The sequence below is a fragment of the Micromonospora avicenniae genome, assembly GCF_900156065.1.
Classification (GTDB): domain Bacteria; phylum Actinomycetota; class Actinomycetes; order Mycobacteriales; family Micromonosporaceae; genus Micromonospora; species Micromonospora avicenniae.
In genome coordinates, this window is record NZ_FTNF01000024.1 from 1 (window position 1) to 25,799 (window position 25,799).

At 71.3% G+C, this 25,799-nt stretch carries 24 protein-coding genes; 9 read left to right on the plus strand and 15 right to left on the minus strand.

Annotated features, from left to right (window positions below):
• Positions 1–272 precede the first annotated feature (272 nt).
• Positions 273–1,127 (plus strand): alpha/beta hydrolase, encoded by an 855-nt coding sequence (locus BXA10_RS25640; protein ID WP_076473414.1) that lies wholly within the window; start codon positions 273–275, stop codon positions 1,125–1,127.
• A gap of 55 nt (positions 1,128–1,182) precedes the next feature.
• On the opposite strand, the gene BXA10_RS25645 is transcribed toward BXA10_RS25640, so the two are convergent.
• Entirely contained in the window at positions 1,183–3,282 is a 2,100-nt protein-coding gene (locus BXA10_RS25645; RefSeq protein ID WP_076473415.1) for a prolyl oligopeptidase family serine peptidase, read from the minus strand.
• A gap of 286 nt (positions 3,283–3,568) precedes the next feature.
• Here BXA10_RS25645 and BXA10_RS25650 point away from each other — a divergent pair, with 286 nt between their 5' ends.
• A complete protein-coding gene (locus BXA10_RS25650) occupies positions 3,569–4,714 on the plus strand; it encodes a site-2 protease family protein (RefSeq protein ID WP_076473416.1) in 1,146 nt (381 codons plus the stop codon).
• Between the two features lie 36 nt (positions 4,715–4,750).
• Here BXA10_RS25650 and BXA10_RS25655 read toward each other — a convergent pair whose 3' ends face one another.
• The 5 genes from BXA10_RS25655 to BXA10_RS25675 all read right to left on the minus strand — a co-directional run bounded on the left by BXA10_RS25655 (position 4,751) and on the right by BXA10_RS25675 (position 10,472).
• Positions 4,751–5,452, minus strand: coding sequence for an NUDIX hydrolase (locus tag BXA10_RS25655; protein WP_076473417.1), 702 nt, complete (start codon positions 5,450–5,452; stop codon positions 4,751–4,753).
• Positions 5,445–6,950, minus strand: a complete 1,506-nt coding sequence (locus BXA10_RS25660) for a hypothetical protein (protein ID WP_076473418.1) — start codon at positions 6,948–6,950, stop codon at positions 5,445–5,447. Before BXA10_RS25660 ends, BXA10_RS25655 begins: the two co-directional genes overlap by 8 nt.
• Positions 6,951–7,096: 146 nt before the next feature.
• Entirely contained in the window at positions 7,097–8,335 is a 1,239-nt protein-coding gene (locus tag BXA10_RS25665; RefSeq protein ID WP_076473475.1) for an FAD-binding protein, read from the minus strand.
• A 104-nt stretch (positions 8,336–8,439) separates the two neighbouring features.
• Positions 8,440–9,195 carry a hypothetical protein gene (locus tag BXA10_RS25670; RefSeq protein WP_076473419.1) on the minus strand — a complete coding sequence of 252 codons (756 nt, stop codon included), beginning with the start codon at positions 9,193–9,195 and terminating at the stop codon, positions 8,440–8,442.
• Positions 9,196–9,542: 347 nt separating this feature from the next.
• On the minus strand, positions 9,543–10,472 hold the full coding sequence (locus BXA10_RS25675) for an LLM class F420-dependent oxidoreductase (RefSeq protein WP_076473420.1): 930 nt from the start codon (positions 10,470–10,472) through the stop codon (positions 9,543–9,545).
• Between the two features lie 98 nt (positions 10,473–10,570).
• Between BXA10_RS25675 and BXA10_RS25680 the strand changes: the two genes are divergently transcribed.
• The gene (locus BXA10_RS25680) at positions 10,571–10,882 is read left to right on the plus strand and encodes an ArsR/SmtB family transcription factor (protein WP_076473421.1); all 312 of its coding nucleotides are present in this window, start codon (positions 10,571–10,573) and stop codon (positions 10,880–10,882) included.
• Between the two features lies 1 nt (position 10,883).
• Positions 10,884–11,414 (plus strand): SRPBCC family protein, encoded by a 531-nt coding sequence (locus tag BXA10_RS25685; protein ID WP_076473422.1) that lies wholly within the window; start codon positions 10,884–10,886, stop codon positions 11,412–11,414.
• Between the two features lie 61 nt (positions 11,415–11,475).
• Here the strand turns inward: BXA10_RS25685 and BXA10_RS25690 are convergent, their stop codons facing one another.
• Entirely contained in the window at positions 11,476–12,261 is a 786-nt protein-coding gene (locus BXA10_RS25690) for a helix-turn-helix transcriptional regulator (protein WP_076473423.1), read from the minus strand.
• Between the two features lie 63 nt (positions 12,262–12,324).
• On the opposite strand from BXA10_RS25690, the gene BXA10_RS25695 reads away from it, so the two are divergent.
• Entirely contained in the window at positions 12,325–13,149 is an 825-nt protein-coding gene (locus BXA10_RS25695) for an SDR family oxidoreductase (protein WP_076473424.1), read from the plus strand.
• A 98-nt stretch (positions 13,150–13,247) separates the two neighbouring features.
• Here BXA10_RS25695 and BXA10_RS25700 read toward each other — a convergent pair whose 3' ends face one another.
• From BXA10_RS25700 to BXA10_RS31045, 3 genes are all read right to left on the minus strand, one after another.
• Entirely contained in the window at positions 13,248–14,285 is a 1,038-nt protein-coding gene (locus BXA10_RS25700; RefSeq protein ID WP_076473425.1) for a hypothetical protein, read from the minus strand.
• A complete protein-coding gene (locus tag BXA10_RS25705; protein ID WP_076473426.1) occupies positions 14,285–14,554 on the minus strand; it encodes a hypothetical protein in 270 nt (89 codons plus the stop codon). The genes BXA10_RS25700 and BXA10_RS25705 overlap by 1 nt, the downstream gene beginning before the upstream one ends.
• Before the next feature lie 560 nt (positions 14,555–15,114).
• Positions 15,115–15,315, minus strand: coding sequence for a hypothetical protein (locus tag BXA10_RS31045; protein ID WP_139338145.1), 201 nt, complete (start codon positions 15,313–15,315; stop codon positions 15,115–15,117).
• A 46-nt stretch (positions 15,316–15,361) separates the two neighbouring features.
• Here BXA10_RS31045 and BXA10_RS31050 point away from each other — a divergent pair, with 46 nt between their 5' ends.
• Positions 15,362–15,862 carry an SRPBCC family protein gene (locus BXA10_RS31050; RefSeq protein ID WP_076473427.1) on the plus strand — a complete coding sequence of 167 codons (501 nt, stop codon included), beginning with the start codon at positions 15,362–15,364 and terminating at the stop codon, positions 15,860–15,862.
• Positions 15,863–15,907: 45 nt separating this feature from the next.
• Here the strand turns inward: BXA10_RS31050 and BXA10_RS25715 are convergent, their stop codons facing one another.
• Both BXA10_RS25715 and BXA10_RS25720 read right to left on the minus strand, forming a co-directional pair.
• On the minus strand, positions 15,908–16,834 hold the full coding sequence (locus tag BXA10_RS25715; RefSeq protein WP_076473428.1) for a phosphotransferase family protein: 927 nt from the start codon (positions 16,832–16,834) through the stop codon (positions 15,908–15,910).
• Positions 16,835–16,915: 81 nt separating this feature from the next.
• Positions 16,916–17,539: a TetR/AcrR family transcriptional regulator gene (locus tag BXA10_RS25720; protein WP_076473429.1), complete on the minus strand. Its 624-nt coding sequence runs from the start codon at positions 17,537–17,539 to the stop codon at positions 16,916–16,918.
• An 85-nt stretch (positions 17,540–17,624) separates the two neighbouring features.
• Between BXA10_RS25720 and BXA10_RS25725 the strand changes: the two genes are divergently transcribed.
• From BXA10_RS25725 to BXA10_RS25735, 3 genes are all read left to right on the plus strand, one after another.
• Complete coding sequence (locus tag BXA10_RS25725; protein WP_076473430.1) at positions 17,625–18,302, plus strand: alpha/beta hydrolase; 678 nt, start codon at positions 17,625–17,627, stop codon at positions 18,300–18,302.
• A 315-nt stretch (positions 18,303–18,617) separates the two neighbouring features.
• The gene (locus tag BXA10_RS25730; protein ID WP_076473431.1) at positions 18,618–20,012 is read left to right on the plus strand and encodes an MFS transporter; all 1,395 of its coding nucleotides are present in this window, start codon (positions 18,618–18,620) and stop codon (positions 20,010–20,012) included.
• Positions 20,013–20,078: 66 nt separating this feature from the next.
• Complete coding sequence (locus tag BXA10_RS25735) at positions 20,079–23,213, plus strand: ATP-binding protein (protein WP_076473432.1); 3,135 nt, start codon at positions 20,079–20,081, stop codon at positions 23,211–23,213.
• Positions 23,214–23,216: 3 nt separating this feature from the next.
• On the opposite strand, the gene BXA10_RS25740 is transcribed toward BXA10_RS25735, so the two are convergent.
• The 3 genes from BXA10_RS25740 to BXA10_RS25750 are packed head-to-tail and all read right to left on the minus strand — an operon-like array spanning position 23,217 to position 25,791.
• The gene (locus tag BXA10_RS25740) at positions 23,217–24,053 is read right to left on the minus strand and encodes a DUF4097 family beta strand repeat-containing protein (RefSeq protein WP_076473433.1); all 837 of its coding nucleotides are present in this window, start codon (positions 24,051–24,053) and stop codon (positions 23,217–23,219) included.
• 56 nt (positions 24,054–24,109) lie between these two features.
• The gene (locus BXA10_RS25745; protein ID WP_139338146.1) at positions 24,110–24,850 is read right to left on the minus strand and encodes an ABC transporter permease; all 741 of its coding nucleotides are present in this window, start codon (positions 24,848–24,850) and stop codon (positions 24,110–24,112) included.
• The gene (locus BXA10_RS25750) at positions 24,850–25,791 is read right to left on the minus strand and encodes an ATP-binding cassette domain-containing protein (protein ID WP_076473434.1); all 942 of its coding nucleotides are present in this window, start codon (positions 25,789–25,791) and stop codon (positions 24,850–24,852) included. The genes BXA10_RS25745 and BXA10_RS25750 overlap by 1 nt, the downstream gene beginning before the upstream one ends.
• Positions 25,792–25,799: the final 8 nt, after the last annotated feature.

The following is a 25,799-nucleotide window of genomic DNA, read 5'->3' on the forward strand; positions in this document are numbered from 1 at the left end:
GGCGTGGGGCTGCGGCGTGGGGCTGCGGCGTGGGGCTGCGGCGTGGGGCTGCGGCGTGGGGCTGCGGCGTGGGGCTGCGGCGTGGGGCTGATACCTCAGAGGCATAAATATGCCTCTGAGGTATCAGGCCCCCGAGCAACCTGGCCGCTAGCGCACATCCCGAGCCCGACTCGGCGGCACGTGCCGGCCGGGTGGCCGGCGGCTGGAGGAATCTCGGCGCGCCAACCGGGTAACCGCCGGGGTCCGCATGTCGCGACCGGGGAGGGACGTCGATGGGCAGCGCACCACAGGGAAACGTGGACACCGTCGTACTGATCCACGGGCTGTGGATGACCTCGCGGAGCTGGGAACACTGGGTCGAGCGTTACCAGGCGCGCGGCCTGCGGGTACTCGCCCCCTCCTGGCCCGGCATGGAGGGCGAGGTCGAACAGCTACGCGACGACCCCACGCCGATCGCGAAGCAGCGGATCGCCGACATCGTCGACCACTACAAGCAGATCATCCAGGGCCTCCCCCGGCCACCGATCATCATCGGGCACTCCTTCGGCGGTCTGATCACCCAGATCCTCGTCGACAGGGGGCTCGGCGCAGCCGCTGTCGGCGTCCACCCCGCTCCCATCAAGGGCGTGGCCAAGTTGCCGCTCAGCACCCTGCGCTCCGGGTTCTCGATCCTGCGCAACCCGGCGAACCGGCACCGGGCCGTCCCGTTCACCCAGGACGACTTCCACTACGCGTTCGGCAACACCATGAACCGCGCCGACTCCGACCGCGCCTGGCAGCGCTACGCGGTCCCCGGCGCCGGGCACGTACTCTTCGAAGGCGCCTTCGCCAACCTCGACCCGAACTCGGCCGCCGACGTGTACACCCGCCGCGACGACCGGGCTCCCCTGCTCCTGATCGCCGGGGGCGCCGACCACGTCGTCCCGCCCGGGGTCGTACGCAGCAACGCCGCGCTCTACACGAAGTCCCGGGCGCTGACCGCGTACCACCCGTTCCCCGGCCGGTCGCACTTCACCGTCGGCCAGGAGGGCTGGGAGGAGGTCGCCGACTACGCGCTGAACTGGGCGCTGGAGGCGGCCGCGATGCCGCGCGCAGAGACCATTTCGAGCGAGAGCCCGCGACGCTGACTCCGGCCCGGCGCCGGCCGCTCACCGCGACCTCAGCCGCCGCGCACACCCGCAGCTACCGCTGGAAGACCTGAGCGCGCTCGCTCGCGTCGGCAGCAGGTTGGCGCGGTACACCCTGGCCCAGCGGCGTCAGCTTGCGCCAGAGGAACTCCAGCGTCAGCGCCCAGACGAACGCGTGCTGCTCGTTGTCGGCCGCCCCGCCGTGCCCGCCCTCGATGTTCTCGTAGTAGGAGACGTCGTGGCCGTGCTCGCGCAGCCGGGCCGCCATCTTCCGGGCGTGACCCGGATGCACCCGGTCATCCCGGGTCGAGGTGACCAACAGGACCGGCGGATACGCCGACCCGCTGCGGATGTTGTGGAACGGCGAGTACTCCCGCAGGTAGGCCCAGTCCTCCTCCCGGTCCGGGTCGCCGTACTCGGCCATCCACGAGGCGCCGGCGAGCAGCCGGTGATAGCGGCGCATGTCCAGCACGGGCACCTGAGCGACGACCGCGCCGAAGAGCGCCGGATAGCGGGTGAGCATCACGCCCATCAGCAGACCGCCGTTGCTGACGCCCTCGATGCCGAGCTGCGCCGGCGTGGTGATCCCCTGCGCGACCAGGTCGGACGCCACCGCCGCGAAGTCCTCGTACGCCCTCGGCCGGTTCTCCCGCATCGCGGCGTGATGCCATCGTGGGCCGTACTCGCCGCCGCCGCGGATGTTCGCCACCACGAAACTGCCGCCGCGTGCCAGCCAGCCCCGGCCGACGGCTCCGTCGTAGTCCGGCGTCAGTGGAATCTCGTATCCGCCGTACCCGGTAAGAAGCGTCGGGCCGGTGGTGGTGGACTCGCGCCCCACCACGAAGTACGGCACCCGAGTGCCGTCGGCCGACGTGGCGAAGCACTGACGTACCGCCAAATTTGCGGCGTCGAAGGACGGCGGCTCCCGCTTGAGGACCTCGACCGGGCCACCGATCCGGCCGAGTCGCAGCGTCGCGGGCTGGAGGAAGCCCTCCGAGGCGAGCAGGTACTCGTCGCCCAGGTCGGGGTCGGTCTCCACGAGCCGGCTGTGCTCGTCCACGGGCACCCCCGCGAGCGGCTCCCGCCGCCACCCGGTCTCGCCGGGCGTCAGCACCGTCAACCGGCTCCGCACGTCGACGAGGGTCGCCACGATCAGATGGTTGCGGGTCCAGACGTGGTAGCTCAGGGCGGTGCGCTCGTCGGGACGGAACAGCGGTGTCAGCTCCCGCTCGCCGGCGAGGAACGCGTCGAACCGGGTCGCCAGCAGGGCACCCGCGGGATGGGTCACCCCACCGACCCGCCACGGCGAGCGGAGCCGGACCACCAACCACTCCCGGTGTACGTCCCACGAGGCGTCCTCCGGCACAGGAATTCGCACCCGCTCCCCCGCCTCCGTCAGTAGGAAGTTCTCCGTCCGGTAGAAGTCCAGGCTGCGGCCCACGAAGTCACGCACGAACCCCGGCGTCGGATCGTGCGAGGCGTAAACGGCGACATCATCGGTCTGGGCCTCGTAGACGACCTCGGCCTCGGCCAGCGGCGTGCCCCGCCGCCATCGCTTGGCGACACGCGGGTAGCCGGAGGTGGTCAGCGAGCCGGGCCCGAAGTCGGTGGCCACGTAGATGTGATCCTGGTCGATCCAGCCGGCGGCACTCTTCGCCTCCGGAAGGGTGAAGCCAACGGGCACGAACTCCCGGCGGTTCAGATCGAATTCACGGATCACCGTCGCGTCGGCGCCACCCCGGGACAGCCTGATCAGGCAGCGCTGGTATCCGGGCCGGAGCACCGTGGCCCCGCCCCAGACCCAGCTCTCCCCCTCCTCGGCGGCCAACGCGTCGACGTCGAGCAGCACGTCCCACTCCGGCTCCCGCCGGCGATACTGGTCGAGAGTGGTTCGACGCCAGAGCCCGCGCGGATGCGCGGCGTCCCGCCAGAAGGTGTAGTAGAAGCGATCCCCGCGCCAGCCCGGGTAGGGAATGCGCTCGTCGGCGTCGAGGACCTGGCGGATTTCGGCCCGCAGCGCGGCGAACCGCTCGCCACCGGTCAGCGCGGCGAGGGTCTCCGCGCTGCGATCCCGAACCCACTGGGCAGCTTCCGCCCCGTCGAGGTCCTCCAACCAGAGGTACGGGTCATCATCCTCATCGATCCGTTCCGTCACCTACGCAACTATCCCGGATAGGCGAGCCGGCTTCGTGGCCGGTACCTGTCGGCATGACGACGCACGTCGGCTCACCATCCGCTGGGCGACTCACCGGCGCCGTCGACCCCTCGCGGGCGAGCCAGAGCGCCGGGCCAGGAAGCGGACGCGCGGGTCGTTTCGTGCTACCAGCCGCACGGGGCGGCCGGACGATGTTCTCGATGCCGATGGGTTCTAGCAGTCACACCGCCCACCGGGTGACGGTTGCCCCTGGCATGTCCGGACGCTGCACGGGTATCACTCGCTCATGAGGGCGAGTTTTCGGCTCGGGCGGGTCGCGGGCGTGCCCGTCGGGGTCAACTGGAGCGTCCTGGTCATCTTCGCGTTGATCTGGTGGGGCCTCGCGGCGAGCCAGTTCCCCCGCTCGTACCCCGACCGGCCGGTGATCCTGTACGTGCTGGCCGGGCTGGTCGCGGCGGTGGTCTTCTTCGTCGGGCTGCTGGCCCACGAGGTCTCCCACGCGATCGTCGCCAAACGCAACGGGCTGGAGGTCGGCGGCATCACGCTGTGGCTCTTCGGCGGGGTGGCCGAGCTGCGCGGCGAGGCGAAGGACCCGGGCGCGGAACTCCGCATCGCCGGGATCGGCCCGCTGGTGAGCTTCTGCATCGGGCTCGTCTTCGGCGCGTTCGCCATCATCCTCGCCCAGGTCGGGTACCGCGGGCTCGCCCTCGGCGTGCTGGCCTGGCTGGCCGGCATCAACATCCTGCTGGCGGTCTTCAATGTGCTGCCCGCGGCCCCGCTCGACGGCGGACGGTTGCTACGCGCGGGGGTGTGGCGGTGGACCGGTGACCGGACCAAGGCGACGGTGGTGGCGGCCCGCGCCGGCTGGGTGTTCGGAGCGCTGCTCATCGGCCTGGGCCTCTGGCAGTTCCTGGCCGGCGTCGGGTTCGGCGGGCTCTGGCTGGCGCTGATCGGCTGGTTCCTGATCGGCGCCGCCGCGATGGAGGAGCGGCAGGCCCGGATGGGCAGCGCGCTGCAAGGTGTCCGGGTGGGCGACGTGATGACGGCGCAGCCGCAGACCGTGTCGGCGGACATGACGGTCGCCGACTTCGTCGACCGGTACCTCTTCGCGTACCGGCACTCGGCGCTGCCGCTCACCGAGGACGGGGGGCGGCCGATCGGGCTGGTGACCCTGGACCGCGTACGCGGGATACCGCCGGAGCGCCGGTCGGCGACCACGCTGGCCGAGGTGGCCTGCCGGGAGGAGCAGCTGGTGCTCGCCAAACCGGACGAACAGTTGAACGAGCTGCTGCCCCGCCTCAATCAGTGCGCCGACGGACGCGCGCTGGTGGTGACCGAGGGGCAACTGGTCGGCATCGTCTCGCCCAGCGACATCAGCCGGGCGGTGCAGCGGGGCAGCCTGCGCGACCAGATGGCCGGCGACCGAAGGTGACCCGGGCGGCCACCGCGCGGACAGGGCGCCCGACCGTCACGGTGCCGCAACGGTGAGCAGCCCGCGCAGCGTGGCCCGGCTCCACGCCGCGATGGTGAACGAATCCGTGATGACCCCGTCCCGGATCAGGTCGCCCACCCGCTGCACCGGGTAGGTGCGCACCGCACGGATGCCCTCGTCCGCGTCCGGCGGCCCGAGCTCGGTGATCTCCGCCAGGTACAGCCGCACCTCGTCCGTCGACGTCCCGGTGTCCGGGTGCATCGACCCGAGCTCGACCAGCCGGGCCGGAACCACGCCGATCTCCTCCTGGAGTTCCCGGGCGGCCTGCTCGGCCGGCGGCACACCCGCCTCGCCGAAGCCGCGGGGCGCCTCCAGGTGCCAGCGGCGGGTGGCGTGCCGGAAGTGTTCGATCAGGACGATCGTCCGGTCGAGCACCGGCAGCAGCACGACCCCGTCCGCTCCGCCGCTGGGCATCTTGCGGATGTACGTGCCGAGTCCGCCGCCGGGAAACCGGACCGGGTCGCGGACCAGCGTCAGGTACTCGTCCTGGTAGACCACGCCCACGCGGCTCCACTCCGGCGGCAGCCCGCGGGCCCGCAACGCGGCGGCCTTCGCCTGCTCCGCGGCGGTCACCTGCTCCACGTCGTCCAGGATCCGGATGGCGGCGTCGGCCGGGTCGGCGAAGTATTCGGGTAGCCGTTTCCGCAGGTCCAGGTAGTCATCCCAGCCACTACTCACCGTCGTCTCCCTGCGGTCGGTCGATGTTGGCGTTGGAGTCCCGTCCGGCGGCCCCGTCCACCAGCGGGAAGCCCGCCTCCCGCAACCGGCGGACGAGTTCCCGCCAATCCTCCCCCGCGCGCAGCAGATGCACCCGCATCACGTCGATCCCGGTCCCCAGCTCCGCCTCGGCCCGCCGCTGGTCCCGGCCCACCACCGCGAAGCGCACCACGGCCGTCGCGCCCCGGGCCACCACCTCGGTGGCCACCTCGCCGATCAGCTCGATCCGCGGGTCGCCGTCGAAGACGACCGAGACGCTCGAACCGAGCACCTCGACGGTGACCCGGATGGCCGGCTCCCACGCCTGCATGCGTTCCAACCGCCGTTCCCCGACGATGCCGGCGAGGCGCCGGGCCAGGGCGACGTACCGGTCGTAGACCAGTTGGCCCCGGGCCACGAAGTCGAACGGGTCGTCGAGCAGTTCCTGAAGGCCGTCGACGTAGGCTCGCCACTCGTCGGTCGCCCGCGCCTGCTGGACGTGGTGCAGGTCGATCCCGGTGAGGTCGATTCGCAGCGGCAGCTGCGCCAGGTCGAAGGCGTACGGCCGCAGCGTACGCAGCAGCGTGAGGAGGTCGTCCATCCCCCGCTCGGGCGGCCGCTCCCGGCGGTACTCCTGCATCGCGGTGCGCCGCAGCGAGTCCGTGGGAATCAACGCGTACCCGTCGACGGCGTCCGGCAGCGTGGTGTTGTACCGCAGGTCGACCAGTTGTTTGAGCTCGGCGACCAGCGGCGCCTCGGCTCTGAACTTGCCGTCGGCCGGATTGGTTTCGGGTTCGACGAGGAACTCGCGGTAGAAGCCGTCGCGGTCGGCCTGGTCGGCGTCGAGCGCCCACTGGTTGACGTCCCGAAACCGGCGTTTGAGTACTGGCACGGCCTCGTCGTCCAGGCTCAGGTCACGCTGGAGCTCACCGAGGTCGAGCGCGGGCAGTTGAAGCAGGAACCGGCGGAACTCCGCGAACATCAGCCGCTGGGTGAGCCGTTCGTTCTCCGCGTCGTCCCAGGAGAGCCGGATGCAGCGCAGCTCGTCCACCTCGTCGAGGACACTCAGCCACGCCCGCCAGCCGGCTGCGTCGACGCCGAACCGGGGCGCCGCCGCCGGATCGCGTTCGCGCAGCAGGAACGGGACGAGGACGCTCTCGGCCAGCATCGTGCGGAACGCGTCCCGCTGCGGGCCGGAGTCGATGAAGTCCTGGTAGACGACAGGATTGTTGAAGAAGTAGGCCCGGTTCACCACGACCTGCTCGGCGTTCAGAATGGAGCGCAGGTACTCGGCTCGGGCGTCCTGCCGGCGGCGGCGTTCGATGTCCCGATAGGACTGCCTGCGCCGGAGCATCTGCCCGAGCAGATCCTGGGTCACCCACTGGTTGTCGAGACACTGGGCGACAACCGTGATCGGCGCGAGGTCACGGTTGACGATCGGTACGAGGCGGCCATCGAGTTCGCCGATCTCCTGAGCCATGCTGCTCCTCAATGGACGCAGAGAGGGGATGTCTCAGGCAATCATCCCGACGAGCGCGCGAAAAGCGACCCGACTTATAGTCCGGAATCCGCCCGCAGGAAGCCCGGGAGCGGGACCAACCGGACGGCGAGTGCCGGGGTGACCGGTCAGCGCGGGAAGTACCTGTCGAGCAGCTCGGTGCGGAACACCCCGCGCGGGTCCAGATGGGCCAGCAGGGCGGCGAAGTCCGCGTACCGCGGGTAGGCGGCGGCCACCTCGGCCGGGTCGATCGCGAAAACCTTGCCCCAGTGCGGTCGCGGCTGAAACGGCGCGAGCCGCTCCTCGACGGCGGCCACCACGGGTAGCACCACGGCGGGGTCGTCGACCCAGGTGAAGTGCACGGCGAGGCTGTCCCGGTCGTGGTTCGGGCTGAGCCAGAGCCGGTCGGCCGCCACCGTACGCAGCTCGCAGATCTGCAGCACCGGCGCGATCAGGTGCGCGATCGGGTCGAGCGCCGCGAGCGCCTGCGCCGCCGCGGCGCGGGGCAGGTGATATTCCGACTGCAACTCGTCGCCGCTGCTCGGGGTGAAGCCGAGCTGGAAGTGCGGCAGCCGCTCGTGCCACGGCCCGGGCACGCCCAGCTGCGGCGTGCAGTTCTGCGCCGGCATTCCGGGCACCGGGTGCTGCGGCGCGTCGGCCGCCGTCGTACCGAGCCAGTCGGGTGACGGCGCCGCCTCGTCGGCCCGCTGTTTGCGCCACACCTGGTTGAACCGAGGCGTTCGCCAGTCGGTGAAGAGGCTGACGCTGTACGCCGAGCCGAGCGCCGCGTCGACGTGCTCGCGCGGCAGGTCCAGCTGGACGTACTGGCGCACCTCGAAGGTGGGCAGCAGATCGAGGGTGACCCGGGTGACCACGCCCAGCGCGCCGAGACCGACGACCATCCCGGCGAAGGTGTCTCCGTCGATGTCCCGGTCGACCCGGAGCAGATCGCCGTCGGCGGTGACGAGTTCCAGCGCGGCGACGGAGGTACCCAGGTTGCCGTTGGCCTCGCCGGAGCCGTGGGTGCCGGTGGCGATCGCCCCGGCGACCGAGATGTGCGGCAGGGAGGCGAGATTGGCCAGCGCGTACCCCTCGGCGTGCAGGCGGGTGGCCACGTCCCCGTACCGCAGTGCGGCGGCGACCGTGACCTGCCGACGATCCCGGTCGATGGTGATCTCCGACGGCAGCCCGGCCAGGCTCACCAGGTCGCCGTCGGTGTCGCCGAGCCGGTTGAAGGAGTGCCCGGTGCCGACCACGCGGACCCGCTCGGCGGCGGCCACCAGCCGACGCAACTGGTCCACGCTGGTCGGCCGGTGGAACCGGCGCGCCGAGTAACGCACGTTCCCGGCCCAGTTGCGGCGGGGCACGTCGGCACCGGCGCCGGTCGGCACGGAGGCGTCCGAAACCGACCTGCCGGCCGAGCCGGTCGGCCCGCCGGGCATGGCGGCATTGGTCAGTTCGTCGGCGGTGGTCACGAGGTGGTCTCCCGATCGGTCGAGCGGTTCCCGGCGAGGGCTGTGCTGAGCGCGAGCAGCGCCTCGTCGACCTGAAATGTGCTGTACCCGCGCATGGCGATCGTCAGCCCGCCCGCCCGGACGCGTTCGATCTTCGCGCGGGCGGACTCCCGCTCCGGCTCCCCACCCCAGGCCAGCGCCTCCTGGCCCCGCCGGACGAGTTCGTCGACCTGGTCGGTCCGGTAGCCACGCAACCCGATCGTGAACTCTTCGACGGCGAAGGCGGCACGGCGGCAGGCCAGCGCGTCGGTGAAGCGACCACCGGCGTACCGGGTGAGCGCGGCGGACACCTCCTCGGGCTTCTCCCGCACCTGGCCCAGGTCGAGCAGCTCCACCGCGGCCCGGCCGTCCAACGGGTGCCGGGCGGTGCCGGGCAGGCCGAGCGGGTGGCCGGGGGCGGGCACCGCCAGCAGGCGGGGCGAGGCGGGGGTGCCCTCGACGGGCGGTGGTTCGTCGAGCACGAGCGCGTCGATCTCCGCCCATCTGATCATCCGACGCAGCCCGGGTCGCCGTACGGTCAGCCCCTCGGGGCCGATGCCGAACCGGAACGGCCGGAACGCGCCGAGCAGCGCCAGACCGCCAAGAGCGACGGCGCCGACGGCGACGAGGTTGCGCAGCAGGGCGCCCTCTCGTGGCACCACCAGCAGGGCCACGCCGCCCAGCACGCAGACCACGGGTAGCACGAGTGATCCACGGATCCGCCGTAGTTCCACGTCCTGCCCCCGTTCTGACCGCGCTAGTCGACGTGCGCATCCTCCGACAGCCCGGAACCGGTGGGCACCGGTCATTCGGCCACGATTGGCACCGGCACCGACGGGAACCCTACGCCCATGAACAGTCACCTCGACCCCGCCCCGAGCGGCGGCGCGCCGCCCGCCCGCGCCGGCCACCTCGACCCGTCGGCCCAGCCGAAGACGCCCGACGTCCGCAGCTGCGGCCCGGACGCCTCGTCGCCCGGGCCGCGCCCGACGCCGGCTCCCCCGCCCGCGCCTACCCCGGTGCCGACACCCGCCCCGCCGCCCCGCCGGGACGACCAGCGGGACGACCCACGGGACGGGCGTCAGATCTTCGGCATCACCTCGGCCGCGACCAGCTCGATGTGGTCGAGGTCGGCGAGGTCGAGCACCTGGAGGTAGATCCGCTGGGCGCCGATCTCGGCGTACCGGCCGATCTTGTCGACGATCTCGGCGGGCGTACCGGCCATTCCGTTGGCGCGCAGCTCCTCGGGGTCCCGGCCGATCGCCTCGGCCCGGCGGGCCACCTCGGCGTCGTCGCGCCCGCAGCAGAGCACCAGTGCGTTCGACCAGCACAGCTTCGCCGGGTCACGCCCGATCTCGGCGCACGCCGCCCGTACCCGCTCGAACTGGGCCGCCGAGTCCGCCACCGAGGCGAACGGCAGGTTGAACTCGTCGGCGTACCGGGCGGTGAGCTGAGGGGTCCGCTTCCTGCCCATCCCGCCGATCAGGATCGGCGGACGCGGCGCCTGCACCGGCTTCGGCAGGGCGGGTGAGTCGGTCACCGGGTAGTAGCGCCCGTCGTAGCTGAACTTCTCGCCCCGCGGCGTCGTCCAGAGGCCGGTGATAACCGCGAGCTGCTCCTCCAGCCGGTCGAACCGCTCGGCCAGGGGCGGGAACGGGATGCCGTACGCGGCATGCTCCTCGGCGTACCAGCCGGTGCCGATGCCCAGCTCGACCCGGCCGCCGCTCATCTGGTCGACCTGCGCCACGGTGATCGCCAGCGGCCCGGGCAGTCGGAAGGTGGCGGCGGTCATCAGCGTGCCGAGCCGGATGCGGCTGGTGTCGCGGGCGAGGCCGGCCAGCGTGGTCCACGCGTCGGTGGGGCCGGGGTCGCCGCTCACCGAGCCCATCTTGAGGTAGTGGTCGGAGCGGAAGAACGCGCCGTAGCCAGCGTCCTCGGTGCAGCGGGCCACCGCGAGCAGTTGGTCGTAGGTGGCGCCCTGCTGGGGTTCGGTGAAGATCCGCAGTTCCATGCTCCGAGCATAGATAGTGGCCTTCGGTGCCGTTCCGGGACGGCAACCCGCCGTCATATGACTTGACCGACATATGAGTGAGGAGGCATATTAGGCGGGTGTCCACCGACGCGTTCACCGTGCTCGCCGAACCCACCCGACGCCGCATCCTCGACGCGCTGCGCGAGGGCGACCACAGCGTGAATGAGCTGGTCCACGGGCTCGGCGTCAGCCAACCGGCCGTCTCCAAACACCTGCGGGTGCTCCGCGAGGCCGGCTTCGTCTCGTGCCGGGTAGCTGCCCGGCGGCGGATCTACCGCCTCGACCCGGGCCCGCTGCGGGCGGTCGACGGCTGGCTCGACCCGTACCGCCGGCTGTGGAACCGGCACCTGGACGCCCTGCAACGGCACCTCGACAGTCAGGAGCAGTGACATGGACCGCGACTCGTTGCGCCCCAGCCCGCCCGCCGAGGCGTACGCCGAGCACGCCGACGGCGGCGCGACCCTGGTGCTGGTCCGCGACCTGCGACACCCGCCCGCCGCCGTGTGGGCCGCGCTGACCGACCCGGGCCAGCTCGCGCAGTGGGCGCCGTTCCTCGCCGACCGTGACCTCGGCAGCCCCGGCGCTGCCGTGCTCACCCTTGTCGACGGCGACACCTCCGCCGAACAGACCGCTGTGGTACGCCGGGCCGAGCCACCCCACCTGCTGGAGTACACCTGGGGCGACGACCTGCTGCGCTGGGAGCTGACCCCCGCGGGCGACGGCACCCGGCTCACCCTGCGACACACCGTGGCGGACCGGGGCGTGCTGCCGATGGTCGCCGCCGGGTGGCACCTCTGCCTCGACGTAGCCGACCGGCTGCTCGACGGCGACCCGGTCGGCCCCATCCGTGGCGCGGAGGCCAAGGACTTCGGCTGGGCCGAGTTGCGCGACGCGTACGCCGAACGGTTCGGCCAGGGCTGACGCGGCGGCCGGCGCCTCGTCCGCCCGGAGCGATCCGACGGGCGCGGCCGTACGCCGTACCTCAGAGCAGCCTGGCCAGGGCGTACGCGGAGGGGGTCTCCGGTGCCGCCTGGTAGGCGATGATCACCTGGCCGTCGGCTCCGGCGACGGTCAGCGTCTCCCGCCGGAGGGTGAGTGGCCCGACGACGGGGTGGTGGAATCGCTTGACCTCGTCGCGTGTCGGCCGGACGTCGTGCGCGGTCCAGAGGTCGCGGAACTGGCTGTCGGCCAGCAGCTCGGCGATGAGGTCGGCCGTCGCGGGGTCGCGCGCGTCGGCTTCGGCGCGGAGCGCGGCGACGCTCTGCGCGGCGATCTGCGCCCAGTCGGGGAACAGCGTGCGCACCGTGGGGTCGCGGAACATGTCGCGGACCAGGTTCTGACCGGGGGTGTAGAGCGGGGACAGCGCCATGGCGAGCTTGTTGGCCGCCAGCACGTCGAAGCGGCGGTCGCGGACGTACGCGGGTGTCTGGCCGAACGAGTCGATGAGCTGCCGCACCGCCGCGGAGGCCACGGCGTGCTCACGCGGTGGCGGCGCGGGGGTGGCCAGCGCGGTGAGATGTGCCCGCTCGTCCTGGTTCAACTGCAACGCGCTCGCCAGGGCGTTCAGCACCTGCGGCGACGGGTTGCGATCCGTGCCCTGCTCCAGGCGGGTCAGATAGTGCTGGCTGACGCCGGCGAGACGGGCAAGTTCGTCACGGCGTAGTCCTGGTACGCGTCGCCGCCCGAACGAGGTCAGCCCCGCCTCGTCCGGCCGGACCCGCCCGCGACGCGCCTTCAGGAAGTCGCCCAGCGCGTTGTCGCCGTTCATTCCCGCCAGGCTAGCCCTGTCAGGGTGCTGGCAGCCCGTCGTCCGCCCGCGCAGGGTCGAGTCATGAAGACATGGTTCATCACCGGCGCGTCCCGGGGTTTCGGCCGCATCTGGGCCGAGGCCGCACTCGAACGCGGCGATCAGGTCGCCGCCACCGCCCGGGACCGCCGGACGCTTGAGGATCTGACCGAGGCGTACGGGGACCGGATCCTGCCGCTGACCCTCGACGTGACCGACCGCCCGGCCGTGTTCGACGCGGTGTCCCGGGCCGCGACGGCATTCGGCCGGCTCGACGTCGTCGTCAACAACGCGGGTTACGGCCTGTTCGGCATGGTCGAGGAGACGACCGAGGAGCAGGCCCGGTCCCAGTTGGAGACGAACTTCTTCGGCGCGCTCTGGGTGACCCAGGCCGCCCTGCCGGTGCTGCGGGCGCAGGGCACCGGCCACCTCCTCCAGGTTTCCAGCATCGGGGGCATCGGCGCCTTCCCGACCCTGGGGCTCTACAACGCCTCCAAGTGGGCACTGGAGGGGCTCAGCGAGGCGCTGTCCGCCGAGGTCGCCCCGCTCGGGGTGAAGGTGACGATCGTGGAGCCGGGACCGTACGGCACCGACTGGTCCGGGGCCTCGGCCGAACACACCGCGCCGATCGAGGCGTACGAGCAGGTACGACAGGCGCGCCGCGCCGGGGCGTCCACCCGTACACCCGACGATCCGGCGCTGACCGCCGGCGTCATCCTGCAACTCGTCGACTCCGCCGAGCCGCCGCTGCGCCTGTTCCTCGGGCCGTACCCGTACCGGATCGCCGAGACGTTGTACGAGATGCGGCTCGCCACCTGGCACGACTGGCGCTGGCTGGCGGAGCAGGCCGGCCCGCCCCGGGAGGCGTGAACGCTTGTCCAGCCGCCCGGGGCATCCTCCCGCGTATGCCTTTCGCGGGTGCCCCGGGCGGTTCGGGCGAGGCGGACCGACCGATGACGCCGAACCCGTCAGACGTACGGGCGGGTGGCGTAGGCGGCCTTCAACGCCGACAGGCCGGTCGCCTTCGGGGAGAGCGTGCCCCAGCCGGAGTTGAAGTAGTTCGTCTGCACGATCCGCGGTCCCCGCTCGGCGTTGAGCTTGGCGATCGCGGCCGGCACGGTGGCGATCCAGGCGGCCTGGTTCGGAATCTCGGCCACCCGTACACCCCACTCGGCGATGATCACCGGCCGGGAGAGCGCGACCGGGCCGAGGTCGGCGACCGCCCAGTCCTTCGTACGCCGGAAGCGGTCGAGGGCGGTGTGGGTGGGGCTGGTCGCGTACACGTTCCACTGCAGGTGATCGAGGCGCGCCATCAGCGACTCGGGGTGGGTGCGCTGGAAGCAGGCCCGGTCGAAGCCGCCCAGCCCGACGGAGAACGTGCTGCCCGCGGGCAGTGGCCGTGCCTTGAACCAGTTCACGATGTACGTCACCGCCTGGACCGCGCGGGCGTCCGACTCGGCCCAGTTGTAGGCCTTGCCCGCCTCACTGGTGCCGAACTCGTGATCGGTGTCCAGCTCCGAGGCGAGCTGGATGTTCACCGGAAATCCCAGCGTGCGGTACTGGGACAGGGCTCGGGCGAAGAGCCCGTCGCACTGCCCGGCGAGCACCTGGCCGTACCCGTACGCCTTGGGCCAGGTCGTCCCCGGACGCTGCTGGATGGTCATCGCAGGCGCCGGAACGGTGTAGGACGTACCGTCCACGGTGAAGGTCTGCGGTCCGGCGTTCGGCGCTCCGTAGTGCTTCAGCTCCAGCACCATGTTGATTTTGATGCCCGATTTGCCGAGTGTGGTCAGCCACTGCCGCTGGTACCCGGGGAAGATGTAGCCGTCGGCGAAGCTGCGGTACTGCGTGAGTGAACGGAAGTTGCCGCCCGCGATGTCGGCCGTCGGGTCGGCGCCGCCGGAGAGGTAGTAGCCGCCGAGCACCGGCGGGGCGATGGCGTAGCTGGCGGTGGCGGTGGCGGTACGCCCGCCGGAGTCGCGCACCGTGACGGTGACCTGGGGCATCACGCCACCGCCCGGTAGACAGCCACCGCACCGTTGTCCGACAGCCGGGTCCAGCTGCGGCCGGAGTCGTCGGTGACGGTGACGGTGAGCGGGTCGATGACCGCGGCGACGCGTACCGGCGCGCTGCTGTTGCCCTGCGCGTCGGTGACCACGATCGTGACGGTCAGCGGTCTGGTGTCGGCGTCGCCGTAGGTGACGGTGAGGTTCATCTGGTCACCCGGTGAGTAGGTCGACGCGTTGAGGGATGCGGACGCGGTGGGAGCGGCCATGTCGGGCCCCTCCTTCCTTGTTCAGCGCCGGACCGGTTCCTGACCGGTGCGGGCGGACTGTCGTCGGTTGCGGCAACGACCGGGGCCGCCGGGCGCGTCGGTGCTCCGGCGTGGGATCCCCTGGGTACGCACACCCCGTCGTCCGGGGTCGGCGTGATCGCGCGTCGAGCCGTGCCGCGGCGCTGCGCCGGTCTCGGGGTCGCGGTGGGCCGGTTCGCGTCGAGCGGACGCCGACGCGCCGGAAGTACGGCGGCGAGGGTGGGGACGTCGATGTCGGACGGCGGTCCCGGGCGCCCGGGACGGGTGTCCACCGGACGCGATCTCGCCGATGCGTACGGGCCGGCGCTGCGCTACGCCGGAACCGCCGCGGCGGCGGGGCCGGACCCGGTGATCACGGCGCCGGCGGGACGCTGCTGTCGCCGCCGGGCCGGAGGAATCGGATGTGGCCCGCCATCCATACGCCTCTCACCTGCTACAACAGTGCGACGCGAACACCCCCGGCGTCCTGTCAGCTATCGGACAGCACCTCTCGAACGCCGAAAGTCGTGGTTGCGGGCGCGTCAGTCGAGTTGTTCGGCCGGCGTGGTCTGCAGCAGCCACGCGAGGGGCATCCGAGCGTGCTCCTCGTACGCGGCCTGCGGGCCGAGCCGGTGCACTCCGCACCATGGTTTAGCGGGCTGGCACGCGGGGAAGCGCCGCAGGCCGGGCGGCCCGCCGTACCTGACCGGCAACGCCGGCGACCAGGTAGCGGGCCGATGCACGCCGCACCCTGGGAGGCGGAGCCGAACGAATCTGTCGGAGGCAGCCATGAGCAACCCGTCTCGTCCCGGGGAGCACGCGGTCGAGGCGAGCGTGACCATCGAGCGCTCAGTCGCGGACGTCTACGACTTCTACCGCGACCTGGAGAACCTCCCCCGATTCCTGGGCGACGTCACGGCGATCGAACGGGTCGACCCCGCGACATTCCGGTGGACGATAGTGGGCCCGCTCGGTATCCAGCTGAAATCCGTGATCCGGCTGACCGAGGAGCGTACGAGCGAGCTGATCCGCTACGAGACGACGGGACCGCCCGGCCTGCGAGCTCGCTGGACGGTGTGGTTCACCGAGGTCGGTCCGGGCAGCACGGAGGTCCGCGAGGTGCTGGAGATGCCGTTGGGCAGGCTCGGCCATGCCGCCCTTGTCCTGGTCGGCAAGCCTCCTGCCGCCGAGGTGGCAGCCAACCTGCGCCGGCTGAAACAACTCCTTGAGACGGGCGAGGTGACCGACACCGCCCACGCGGTCAGGGGCAAGTTCGGCACGGCTGCGTAGCGTCCGCCTGCGGCGGGGCTCCACGACCGGCCCCGATGCCACCGGTCACCCCCGGGTGGCCAGCCACTCCTCCAGTTCGCTGACGTACTGCGGCGCGTACCCGGGCGTCCAGCGCAGGAAGTAGACGCTCATCGACAGCGCGTGCACGGCGTGACCGAGCCGCACCCTCGCCGCCCAGTCGTCGGGCAGGGGGCACACCTGGTGGTACGCGTCGAGGAACGCCGTGCGCCCTTGCGGGAAGGCGTCGAAGATGTGCTCGTCGAGCTTGCCGAAGTCGAGGAAACGGTCCGCGTACAGCCCGTGCTCGAAGTCGAGCAGGCAGGCGATCCGCCCGCCGCGCAGGACGATGTTCTGGCGCCACAGGTCGCCGTGCGTCAGCGCCGGTACGCCGTCCGAGGGCACGGTGTCGATGGCGTGGTGCAGCGCCGCGGAGAGGCCGTCGCGTCCGGCCGAGGTGATGTCCTCGGGCGCCTCCGCGAGCCGACTGTCGACAAGGGTGTGCAGAAACGACCGGACGTCGGGGTGCTTCTCCGCGCCGAGCACGTCCCCGAACCAGGGGCCGGAGCAGGAGTGGAGGCGGCCCACGAGTCCACCCAGTTCCTTGACGAACGTCAGGCGCTCGGCCGGGTCCATCGTCTCCCACGCCTCGTTGGCGGGCGTGCCGTCCTGGTACTCCTGCACGAGCAGCGGCGCCGCGAGGCTGCTGCTCGTGGGCATGAAGGCGCGGAACCGCACCACGGGGACGCCGCCCTCCGCGGCCCGCCGGGTGGTGGCGATCAACCGCCGTAGGTGCTCCGGGTCAGAGTTCCGCGCCGGTGTCTTGACCAGCAACGGGCCCTCGTCCGTGTCGGCGACCCACTGCCGGCTCGTGTAGCCGGCGTCGAGCCGGCGGATGTCCGCGATCCGGACGCCGGGGCATGCCTCGACCAACGCCGCGCGCACGTCGTCGACCCCGATCGTCTGTTCCGTCATTGTTCCCGGCTCCTGTGGTGGTCAACGGGTCGGAGGCCGCCGCCGGTCACGATTGAGGGGGCCGGGGCGCGGGGGCACGGCTCAATCCTGGGCCGGCCGCCGGAACGCGCCGTACCACTCGAGCAGGGCGATCTCCCGTGCCACGATCTCGTCCTGCTCCTCGGGGCCGGTCAGGACGTGGTTGGCCAGCACCTGGAATCCGCCCCAGGTGAACACCCGGGCCGCGGTGGCCGGCTCCAGGTCGAGCGCGGTGTGGCCGGCCTCCTGCTCGCTGCGCAGCCACACCTCGGCCAGGTCGGTGAAGCGCTGCAACTGGTTGTTCCAGAACTCGCGCACCACCGTGTCGTACCCGGACACCTCCAGCACCGCGGCCAGCAGGTGCCGCCGTTCCCGGTAGTAACGCATGTCCCGCACCATGGCCGCGACCAGCCCATCCCGACCGGCAGCGGGCGGCGCCGATCCGATCAGGTTGAAGGCGCCGTCCGCGAGCGTGTCGATGAGCCTCAGCAGCAGCTCGGTCTTGTCCCGGAAGTGCAGGTAGAAGGTCGAGCGGACGACGCCGGCCTCGGCCGCGATGCGCTGCACACCCAGCTCGGTGAAGCTCGCGCCGCCGGCCAGCAGCCGCTCGGTCGCCTCCAGGATCTTGGCGTCGGCGGCGGCGCGGCGGTTTGGCCCGGGCGAGGTTCGGCGGGTGACAGAGGCCATATCGCAATTTTAGATGCGGGCCCTACGCTGATTACAAGACACCATGCCTCGACGACCTGTCCGACCCTTCCGGGAGAGAAGCAACATGACCGCGCAGCGGCCCACATTCGTCCTCGTTCCGGGTGCCTGGCACCTCCCGTCCACCTTTGATCTGCTGCGCGGGGAGCTGGACGCCCTCGGTTACGCCAGCCGCGCGGTCAAGCTGCCCACCACCGGCCCCAACCCACGCGGCGGCCTGCAGGACGACGCCGCCGCGATCCGTGCGGCGGTCGAGGCCATCGACGGCCCGGTCGTCGTCGTCGCCCACTCCTACGGCGGCATCCCGGCCACCGAGGGCGTCGGCGGCCTGCCCAACGTCCGGCACCTCGTCTACCTGGCCGCCTACGTTCCCGACGTCAACGAGTCGATGTTCACCCTGCACGGCATGCCCGACCCCGACTCGTCGGAGGGCCTGTTCCCGATCGGCTCGGACCCGAGGGCCCAGCTCTACGCCGACGTACCCAAGGCGGTGGCGGACATGGCCATCAGCCAGCTCGTCGACCAGCGCCTCCAGCCGTGGGCCGACCGTGCGACCCGGGCCGCGTGGCACACCGTCCCGTCGACCTACGTGCTCAGCGAGAACGACGCCTCGCTCCCCGTCGAGCTGCAGGAGCGGATGGCCCCCCGCGCGAACTCCGTCCACCGGATCCCCACCAGCCACTCCCCCCACCTGTCCCGCCCCGCCGAACTGGCCGCGCTCCTCGACGAGATCGCCAAGAACTGACCGAAAGGTCACCGATCGTCGGGTTCGCCCTGAAGGAGGGCAGGCCCGACACCCGGGGCCACCCGCTCAGCGGGCCGGCCCCCGCCACACCGTCCGTGGTGAAGGCCGTCTCCTCGTCAGGCGAGGAGACGGCCGGCGGCGTTCCGGCACCAGACTCGGCGCGGGTGAACGTCGCCACGCCACGGCCCGAGCTCCGGAGCCGGGGGTGCCCGGCCCCACCTCGGAGGTGGGTCTAGCGTTCGCTGGATGCGGATCGGGGTGGACGACGGACCGAGAGCCAGGGCAGCTGTCTCGCGTGGAGCTGGGACCTCCTCCTTGGCCCGGGCCCGAGCGCTACTTACGCAGCGGCCGTTTCGCAGGCTGTGGGTTGTCACCGGCTACTGCAGTACCGCAGACTGGCTGGCTCTGTTCGGACTCGCCGCGCTGGGCAGCACCCTCGCTTCCAGCCCGACGGGGGTCAACTTCACGTTCAGCGGGATCCTGTTCGTCAACCTGCTGCCGGGCCTGCTGTTCGCGCCGATCGCCGGCCTGATGTCGGACCGTTTTGATCGACGTACCGTGATGGTCGTCGCCGACCTGGCTCGCTGTGCGTTGCTGCTGTCGATCGCGGTGGCCAACAGCTACTGGTGGATCCTGGCCGGCAACTTCTTCGTGCAGCTGGCCACGACGATGTGGATTCCGGCGAAGGACGCCGCGTTACCCCGCCTGCTCCGTCGACCGGATGAGGTCGCCTCGGCGGTACAGCTGGGTCTGGTCATGACGTACGGGATCACCGTGTTGACGGCCGGTTGCCTGTTCACCCTGATCACCGGGGCCGGGACCCTCTTCGGCGTGTCAGCCGAGGTGATCGGCATGAACGGTCTGTCCCGGATCACGATCGTGGTCGCTGCGCTGCTCTATCTGGCCAGCGCGAGTTCGCTCACCGCTCTCCTGCCCGAACTCTCCAGACCGCTCGACGGGAGCGCACCGGCGGGTCGCGCCGGGCCGGCCTCGTCACCCACGGTCAACCAGCGCCCCGGTATCGCGGGAATGCTCCGCGAGAGCGTCAGCTACCTACGGGAAGTCCCGCTCGTGCGCGGTCTGCTGATCGGCATGATGGGTGCCCTCGCCGCCGGCGGCGCGGTCGTGGGCTCGGCCCAGCCCTACGCGCTGAGCCTGCTCGGCGGCCAGGCCGCCTTCGGGCTGCTCCTGTTGGCCGCGTTCCTGGGCCTGGTCGTCGGCATCGTGGGCACCCCGAGAGTGGCGTACCGGATGACGCAGGAGCGGTTGTTCGGCATAGCCGTCATCGCCGCGGGTTTCGTACTCGTCCTGGTGGCGCTCTCCCCGCACCTGGCCGTCTCGTTGGTGGCGGTGTCGATTGTCGGAGCCTGCGCCGGCACCGCGTTCCTGACGGGTACGACCATCATCGGTTCCCGCGTCGAAGACTCGATGCGCGGCCGTATCAACGCTCTCTACCAGTCGATGTTGAAGGTCGTCCTGGGCTGTTCCGTGGCCCTCTCGCCATTACTGGTGACACTGGTCGGACGCCGTTCCGTGCACTTGCGGGGCGATGACTTCCTCATCGACGGCACGCGTCCGGTGATCCTCGGCGGCGGTCTACTGGCTGTCGGAATGGGCGCGATCGCCTATCGCCAGATGCGCGGCCATTCCCGAACGCCCGAGCACGAGACCTCCGACCCGGCCACCGTCGACGGCGGACGCGCGCCGTAGCGGCTCCCACCCCACCGAGCAGGAGCAGGAGCAGGCAACCGCACACCACCATGGGAGGATCAGCCGGTGCAGGTCGGGATGCTTGGATCATTCGAGGTTCGCACGAACGACGGCACCCTGGCCGACGTGCCGGGCGCCCGGCTGCGCGCACTGCTGATCGCCCTCGCCCTCGAACCGGGCCGCACGGTCCCCAGGACGGTGCTCGTCGACTGGATCTGGGGTAAGAACCCACCGGCCGACGCGGCGAACGCCTTGCAACGCCTGGCCTCCCGGTTGCGGAAGGCCCTACCGGGCGGTGTGATCGAGGGGCACGCGGGCGGCTACCGGTTGACGGTGGAACCCGACGCCGTCGACGCCCTTCGGTTCGAGCGCCTCCTGGGCCGGGCCCGTCAGAAGGAGGGGCAGGAGCGAGTTCGGCTGTTGCGCGAAGCTCTCGGCCTGTGGCGCGGTGCGGCCCTGCAGGATGTCGGGTTGGCGGACAGCGAGGCGTTCGACGCGGCGGTGACGCGGCTTGAGGGGCTGCGCCTGACCGCAATGGAAGATCGCTTCGCAGCGGAGGTCAGTCTCGGCCTCGGCGCGGAGGTGGTAGCGGAACTGGCCGACGCGGTGGCCGCGCATCCGCTGCGGGAGCCGCTGGTCGCCGCGCTGATGCGGGCCCTGGTGGCAGCCGGCCGGGACTCCGAGGCCCTGCTCGCCTACGAACGCACGAGAGAGGGGCTCTCCGACGCGCTGGGCGTCGACCCCTCACCCGAGTTGTCGGCCTTGCACGTCGCGATCCTGCGGGGCGAACTGGGACGGCGGGAAGAACACCGGAAGACCAACGTGCGCGCCGAGCTGACGAGCTTCGTCGGCCGGGACGCCGATGTCGCAGCCGTCCGCCAACTCGTCGCGGAGCACCGGCTGACCACCCTGATCGGGCCCGGCGGTTCGGGCAAGACCAGGCTGGCCACGGAGACCGCACGCGCGCTGATCGGTGACCTGCCGGACGGGGTCTGGTTGGTGGAACTCGCCGCCATCGGCGCCGACGGCGACATCGCGCAGGCGACGCTCACCGGGCTCGGGCTCCGGGACGCTCTGCTCGGCGCAGGGCCGGGCGCCGATCTGGCGGACGGGCTCATCGCCGCGATCCGCGAGCGGGAGGCGCTGCTGATCCTGGACAACTGTGAGCATGTGATCGAAGCGGCGGCGAGGTTCGCCGACCGGGTGCTCGGGGAATGCCGCCGGCTACGAATCCTGGCGACGAGCAGGGAACCGCTCGGCATCACCGGTGAGGCGCTGTGGCTGGTCGAGCCGCTGGCCGTGCCAACCGACGCCGGCCTCGCCGAGATCGCATCCTCGCCCGCCGTCCGCCTGCTGCGCGACCGGGCGGGCGCCGTACGCCGGGACCTCGGCGACGACGCGCAGACGTTGTCGACGATGGTGCGTGTCTGCCGGGCGCTGGACGGGATGCCGCTGGCCATCGAACTGGCCGCCGCCCGGTTGCGCACCATGACCATCGAGCAACTCGCCAACCGGCTCGACGACCGGTTCCGGCTGCTGACCAGCGGCAGCCGTACCGCTCTACCTAGACACAAGACGCTGCGCGCGGTGGTCGACTGGAGTTGGGAGTTGCTCACCGACGCGGAGCGGGCGGTCCTTCGCCGGCTGTCCGTGTTCTCCGGCGGGGCGAGCCTGGAGGCGGCCGAGCGGGTCTGCGCCGGCGACATCGTCGAGCAGGATCAGGTGCTGGAGTTGGTCACCTCGCTGGCCGAGAAGTCGCTGCTGGTGACCGAGGACGACGGCGCCCCGCGCTACCGGATGCTCGGCACGATCAAGGAGTACGCCACGGAGCGGCTCGCCGAAGCAGGCGAATCGGACGTGGCTCGTCAGGCGCATCTCGCCTACTTCACCGAACTCGCCGAGACCGCGGAGCCGCATCTGCGCCGCGCCGAGCAACTGGTCTGGCTCGCCACGCTCGCAGCCGAACACGACAACATCAGTGCCGCACTGCGGGGGGCGATCGCGGCCGGCCACGCACAGCCGGCGATGCGGCTCGCAGCGGCCACCGGTTGGTACTGGTGGCTCGGCGGACGCCGGGCCGAAGGCCTCGAGCTGATGATCGCGGCCAGCGACATCCCCGGTGAGGTGACCGACGACGTCCGGGCCATGACCTACGGGCTGGTGGTGCTCTTCGTGACCTCCGGGCGGGGCGACGAACACCAGGGCGCCGAATGGATCCACAAGGCGTACCGGTTCAGCCAGCAGAGCCGGCACCGCAACCCGCTGCTGGGTTTGGTCACTCCGCTGGAACGCATGCTGCAGGCGCCGGAGACCGCAGTGTCCGCGTTCGAGTCGTTGCTGGACAGCGAGGATCCCTGGGTACGCGCCCTGGCCCGCTGGCAGGCAGGCAAGATGCGGATCATGCTCGGCCGGGGCGGCCGGGAGGCGGAGGCCAATCTGGAGCTGGCGCTCGCCGAGTTCCGGGCGCTCGGTGAACGGTTCGGCATCTCCTTGGCGCTGTCCGAGCTGGCGGGCCAACTCGCGCTGCGCGGTGAGTTCGCCGGTGCGTGTGAGTACTGCGAGCAGGCGATCACGGTCGTCACCGAGGTCGGCGCCGTCGAAGATGTCATCCGGCTACGGACGCAGCAGGCCCTCCTGCACTGGCGGGACGGCGATCGGGACTCCAGCGCGGCCTCCATCGCCGAGGCCGAGCGGCACGCCGAAGGGGTCACCTGGCCGCACGCGCTGGTCGAGTTGGCGCTCGCCAAGGCGGAACTCGCACGGTGGGGCGGTGACGCCGCGGAGGCACGCCGTCAACTCGGCATCGCGACCGCGGTCCTGGGTGACGAGGCGGAGCAGGCGCACATCCGCGCGAGCATCCACGACCTGCTCGGCTACCTGGCCGACGACCTCCGTGAGGCTCGTTCGCACCGAGTGGCGGCCTGGCAGGCGGCGTCCGAGGCGGGCCACCCGTTCCTGACCGCCCAGATACTCGTCGGCGTCGCGGACCTGGCGCTCCGGCACGACCAGCACGAGCAGGCGGCGCGGCTGCTGGCGGCCAGCGTCGCTGTGCGCGGTCTGCCGGATCGTGCTCACCCGGATGCGGACCGGATCGAACGGGATGCGCGGCGTCACCTCGGCGAAGCGCGGTTCGCCGAGGTGACGCGGGATGGTACGCAGGCGAGCGCGGCCCCGCTGGTCGAGGTCGCGCTCGCCCTGTGACGGTCAACGTGCCGCGCGCCGGATGACGACGTCGCCGTGCCTCGTGCGGGCGTGGACCGAGACCTGGGTGTCCGCGGGGTCGGCGTTCCCCTCGGCCGAGACCGAGTCGCGCACCGCCCCTCGCTCGCTGTTGACGTCGATGTGGGCGGCGGCGCCCTCGGCGATGCCGACCTCGATGTCTCCCGAGCCGTTCGTCAGCTTCGCCGTACCGTTCGTCATCCGGCCGATCCGGATGGCGCCGCTGGCCGTTCCGGCGGTGACGCTGCCGTCGGCGCGGTCGATGTCGAAGTCGCAGCTGGCACTGCTGAGATCAAGGTCGGCGTGGGCGTGGCCGATCCGGGCCCGCCCGCCCGAGTTGGCGAGCCGCATCGTGCCCTCGACCTCGCCGATCCGCAGCGTGAACGCCCCGCCGTCGACGTCGGTCCGCCCGGCGACATGGCCGATCTCGACCTCACCGGAGGAGATGTTCGCCCGCAGCGCGTCGACGCGGTCCAGGCGGGCCCGGCCCGATGCCATGTGCAGCTCGCATCGGCCCAGCGCGCCGTCGCCGTGGACGTCCGAGTGCGCCAGGTAGGCGGCCAGGCCCGAACCGGTGGGCAGGTCGATCGTGATGGCGACGGAACCGGCCCGGTCCCCGGAGACTGTCGTCTTGACCGACAGCTTCCCATCCGAGAGGTCGACAGTGGTCCGCTCGGCGACCTTGATGTCCTTCTTGCTGGTCTGGTCGATCGGTTCGACCAGCACCACGGTGTCGGTCCGGTCGCTCGCGACGACCCGTACCTGGGCGCCGGCGACTTCCACGATGGCGGCGATGGGCCCTGGCGTGGCGAAGGTGGGCATGGGTGTTCTCCTCTTGCTCTTACGTGGACTGTTCGTGGGGTGTCAGCGCCGGTTCGTCAGGCGCGCTTCTTGAAGATCGAGAGCGACCACACGTATCCGGCCAGGGCGATCCCGACGCACCAGATGACGGCGACGATCACGCTGTCGGCGGAGGGTTCGCCGGCCAGCAGCCCGCGCACCGTTTCGATGATCGGCGTGAAGGGCTGGTACTCGGCGAACTGCCGCACACCGGGCCCCATCGTCTCGGCCGGCACGATCGCGCTGCTCAGGAAGGGCAGCATGACCAGCGGCACGGAGACCATCCCCGCCGATTCGGGGGTCTTGGCGAACAACCCCAGGGCGACGGTGAGCCAGGTGGTCGCGAAGGAGACCAGCACGAGGAAACCGATCGCACCGAGCCACTCGAGGGGACCGGCCGCCGGGCGGAATCCCAGCGCCAGGGCCACGCCGACGAGGCCCGCGATGGCGATCACGGTGCGGAGCATGCTCTCGGCGACATGCGCGCTCAGTACGGCGCTGCGCGAGATGTCCATCACCTTGAACCGGTTGATGATCCCCTTCGTCATGTTGGAGTTCACGGCCAGCGCGGTGGCGCTCAACCCGTAGCAGATCGTCAACACGATCATTCCCGGGGTCGCGTAGTCGATGTACTTGCCGGGGATGTCGAAGGCGCCGCCGATGACGTAGACGAACATCAGCAGGAGGACGATCGGGAACAGGACCGCGTTGAAGACCGCGACCGGATTGCGGAGCGTGTGCTTGAAGTTGCGACCCAGCATGGTCGTCGCGTAGCTCATTATGCGTTCACCTTCGTGTTGGTACGGCCGGTCAGGGCGAGGAAGACGTCGTCGAGGTCCGGCGTGTGCACCGAGAACTCCTCGACCTCGATGGAGAGTTCGTCGAGTCGGGCGAGCAGGGCGCGCAGCGAATTGGCTCCGCCGTCGCTGGGCACCCGCAGGATCAGGTCCTCGTCGTCGCGGGTGGAGTCGGGCAGGATCCGCGCCGCGGCGTCGAGTTCGAGCTCGCCCGCGAACCGGAGCCGGACGTGGCCGCCGGGGATCTGGCGCTTGAGCTCGGCGGGAGTGCCTTGGGCGACCAGCCTGCCCTGATCGAGCACCGCGATCCGGTCCGCGAGCCGGTCGGCTTCCTCCAGGTACTGGGTGGTGAGGAAGATGGTGACGCCCTCGGCCACCAGCTGACGGATGATGTCCCACATCGTCCGGCGGCTGCGCGGATCGAGGCCCGTCGTCGGCTCGTCGAGGAAGATGATCCGGGGCCGGCCGACCAGGGTCATCGCCAGATCGAGCTTCCGGCGCATCCCCCCGGAGTAGGTCGACGCCATCTTCCGCGCCGACTCCGTCAGGTCGAACCGCTCCAGCAGGTCCGTGACGACCCGCTTACCCTCACCCGATCCCAACCGCTTGAGATCCGCCATCAACTGCAGGTTCTCCTGGCCCGTCAGCAGCTCGTCCACTGCCGCGAACTGGCCGGTGACCCCGATGGCCGCGCGTACGGCCCGGGTCTCGGTCGCCACGTCATGGCCGGCGACGCGTACCGTGCCGCCGTCGGCCTTCGTCAACGTGGTCAGCACGTTGACCGTCGTCGTCTTGCCCGCCCCGTTCGGGCCGAGCAGGGAGAAGATCGTGCCCGCCGCGATATCGAGATCGATGCCGTCGAGAACGACCTTGTCCTTGTACGCCTTCCGCAGCCCGGAGGCGGTGATCGCTGAACTCGTCATGTGACCAC

What these genes read in the sequence shown, in the direction of transcription:
- BXA10_RS31050 (WP_076473427.1), top strand. Translation starts at nt 15,362, where the DNA reads ATGAGCAACCCGTCTCGTCCCGGGGAGCACGCGGTCGAGGCGAGCGTG.
- BXA10_RS25640 (WP_076473414.1), top strand. Translation starts at nt 273, where the DNA reads ATGGGCAGCGCACCACAGGGAAACGTGGACACCGTCGTACTGATCCAC.
- BXA10_RS25685 (WP_076473422.1), top strand. Translation starts at nt 10,884, where the DNA reads ATGGACCGCGACTCGTTGCGCCCCAGCCCGCCCGCCGAGGCGTACGCC.
- BXA10_RS25740 (WP_076473433.1), bottom strand. Translation starts at nt 24,053, where the DNA reads ATGCCCACCTTCGCCACGCCAGGGCCCATCGCCGCCATCGTGGAAGTC.
- BXA10_RS25660 (WP_076473418.1), bottom strand. Translation starts at nt 6,950, where the DNA reads ATGGCTCAGGAGATCGGCGAACTCGATGGCCGCCTCGTACCGATCGTC.
- BXA10_RS25675 (WP_076473420.1), bottom strand. Translation starts at nt 10,472, where the DNA reads ATGGAACTGCGGATCTTCACCGAACCCCAGCAGGGCGCCACCTACGAC.
- BXA10_RS25725 (WP_076473430.1), top strand. Translation starts at nt 17,625, where the DNA reads ATGACCGCGCAGCGGCCCACATTCGTCCTCGTTCCGGGTGCCTGGCAC.
- BXA10_RS25745 (WP_139338146.1), bottom strand. Translation starts at nt 24,850, where the DNA reads ATGAGCTACGCGACGACCATGCTGGGTCGCAACTTCAAGCACACGCTC.
- BXA10_RS25750 (WP_076473434.1), bottom strand. Translation starts at nt 25,791, where the DNA reads ATGACGAGTTCAGCGATCACCGCCTCCGGGCTGCGGAAGGCGTACAAG.
- BXA10_RS25700 (WP_076473425.1), bottom strand. Translation starts at nt 14,285, where the DNA reads ATGCCCCAGGTCACCGTCACGGTGCGCGACTCCGGCGGGCGTACCGCC.
- BXA10_RS25650 (WP_076473416.1), top strand. Translation starts at nt 3,569, where the DNA reads ATGAGGGCGAGTTTTCGGCTCGGGCGGGTCGCGGGCGTGCCCGTCGGG.
- BXA10_RS25715 (WP_076473428.1), bottom strand. Translation starts at nt 16,834, where the DNA reads ATGACGGAACAGACGATCGGGGTCGACGACGTGCGCGCGGCGTTGGTC.
- BXA10_RS25695 (WP_076473424.1), top strand. Translation starts at nt 12,325, where the DNA reads ATGAAGACATGGTTCATCACCGGCGCGTCCCGGGGTTTCGGCCGCATC.
- BXA10_RS25720 (WP_076473429.1), bottom strand. Translation starts at nt 17,539, where the DNA reads ATGGCCTCTGTCACCCGCCGAACCTCGCCCGGGCCAAACCGCCGCGCC.
- BXA10_RS25690 (WP_076473423.1), bottom strand. Translation starts at nt 12,261, where the DNA reads ATGAACGGCGACAACGCGCTGGGCGACTTCCTGAAGGCGCGTCGCGGG.
- BXA10_RS25705 (WP_076473426.1), bottom strand. Translation starts at nt 14,554, where the DNA reads ATGGCCGCTCCCACCGCGTCCGCATCCCTCAACGCGTCGACCTACTCA.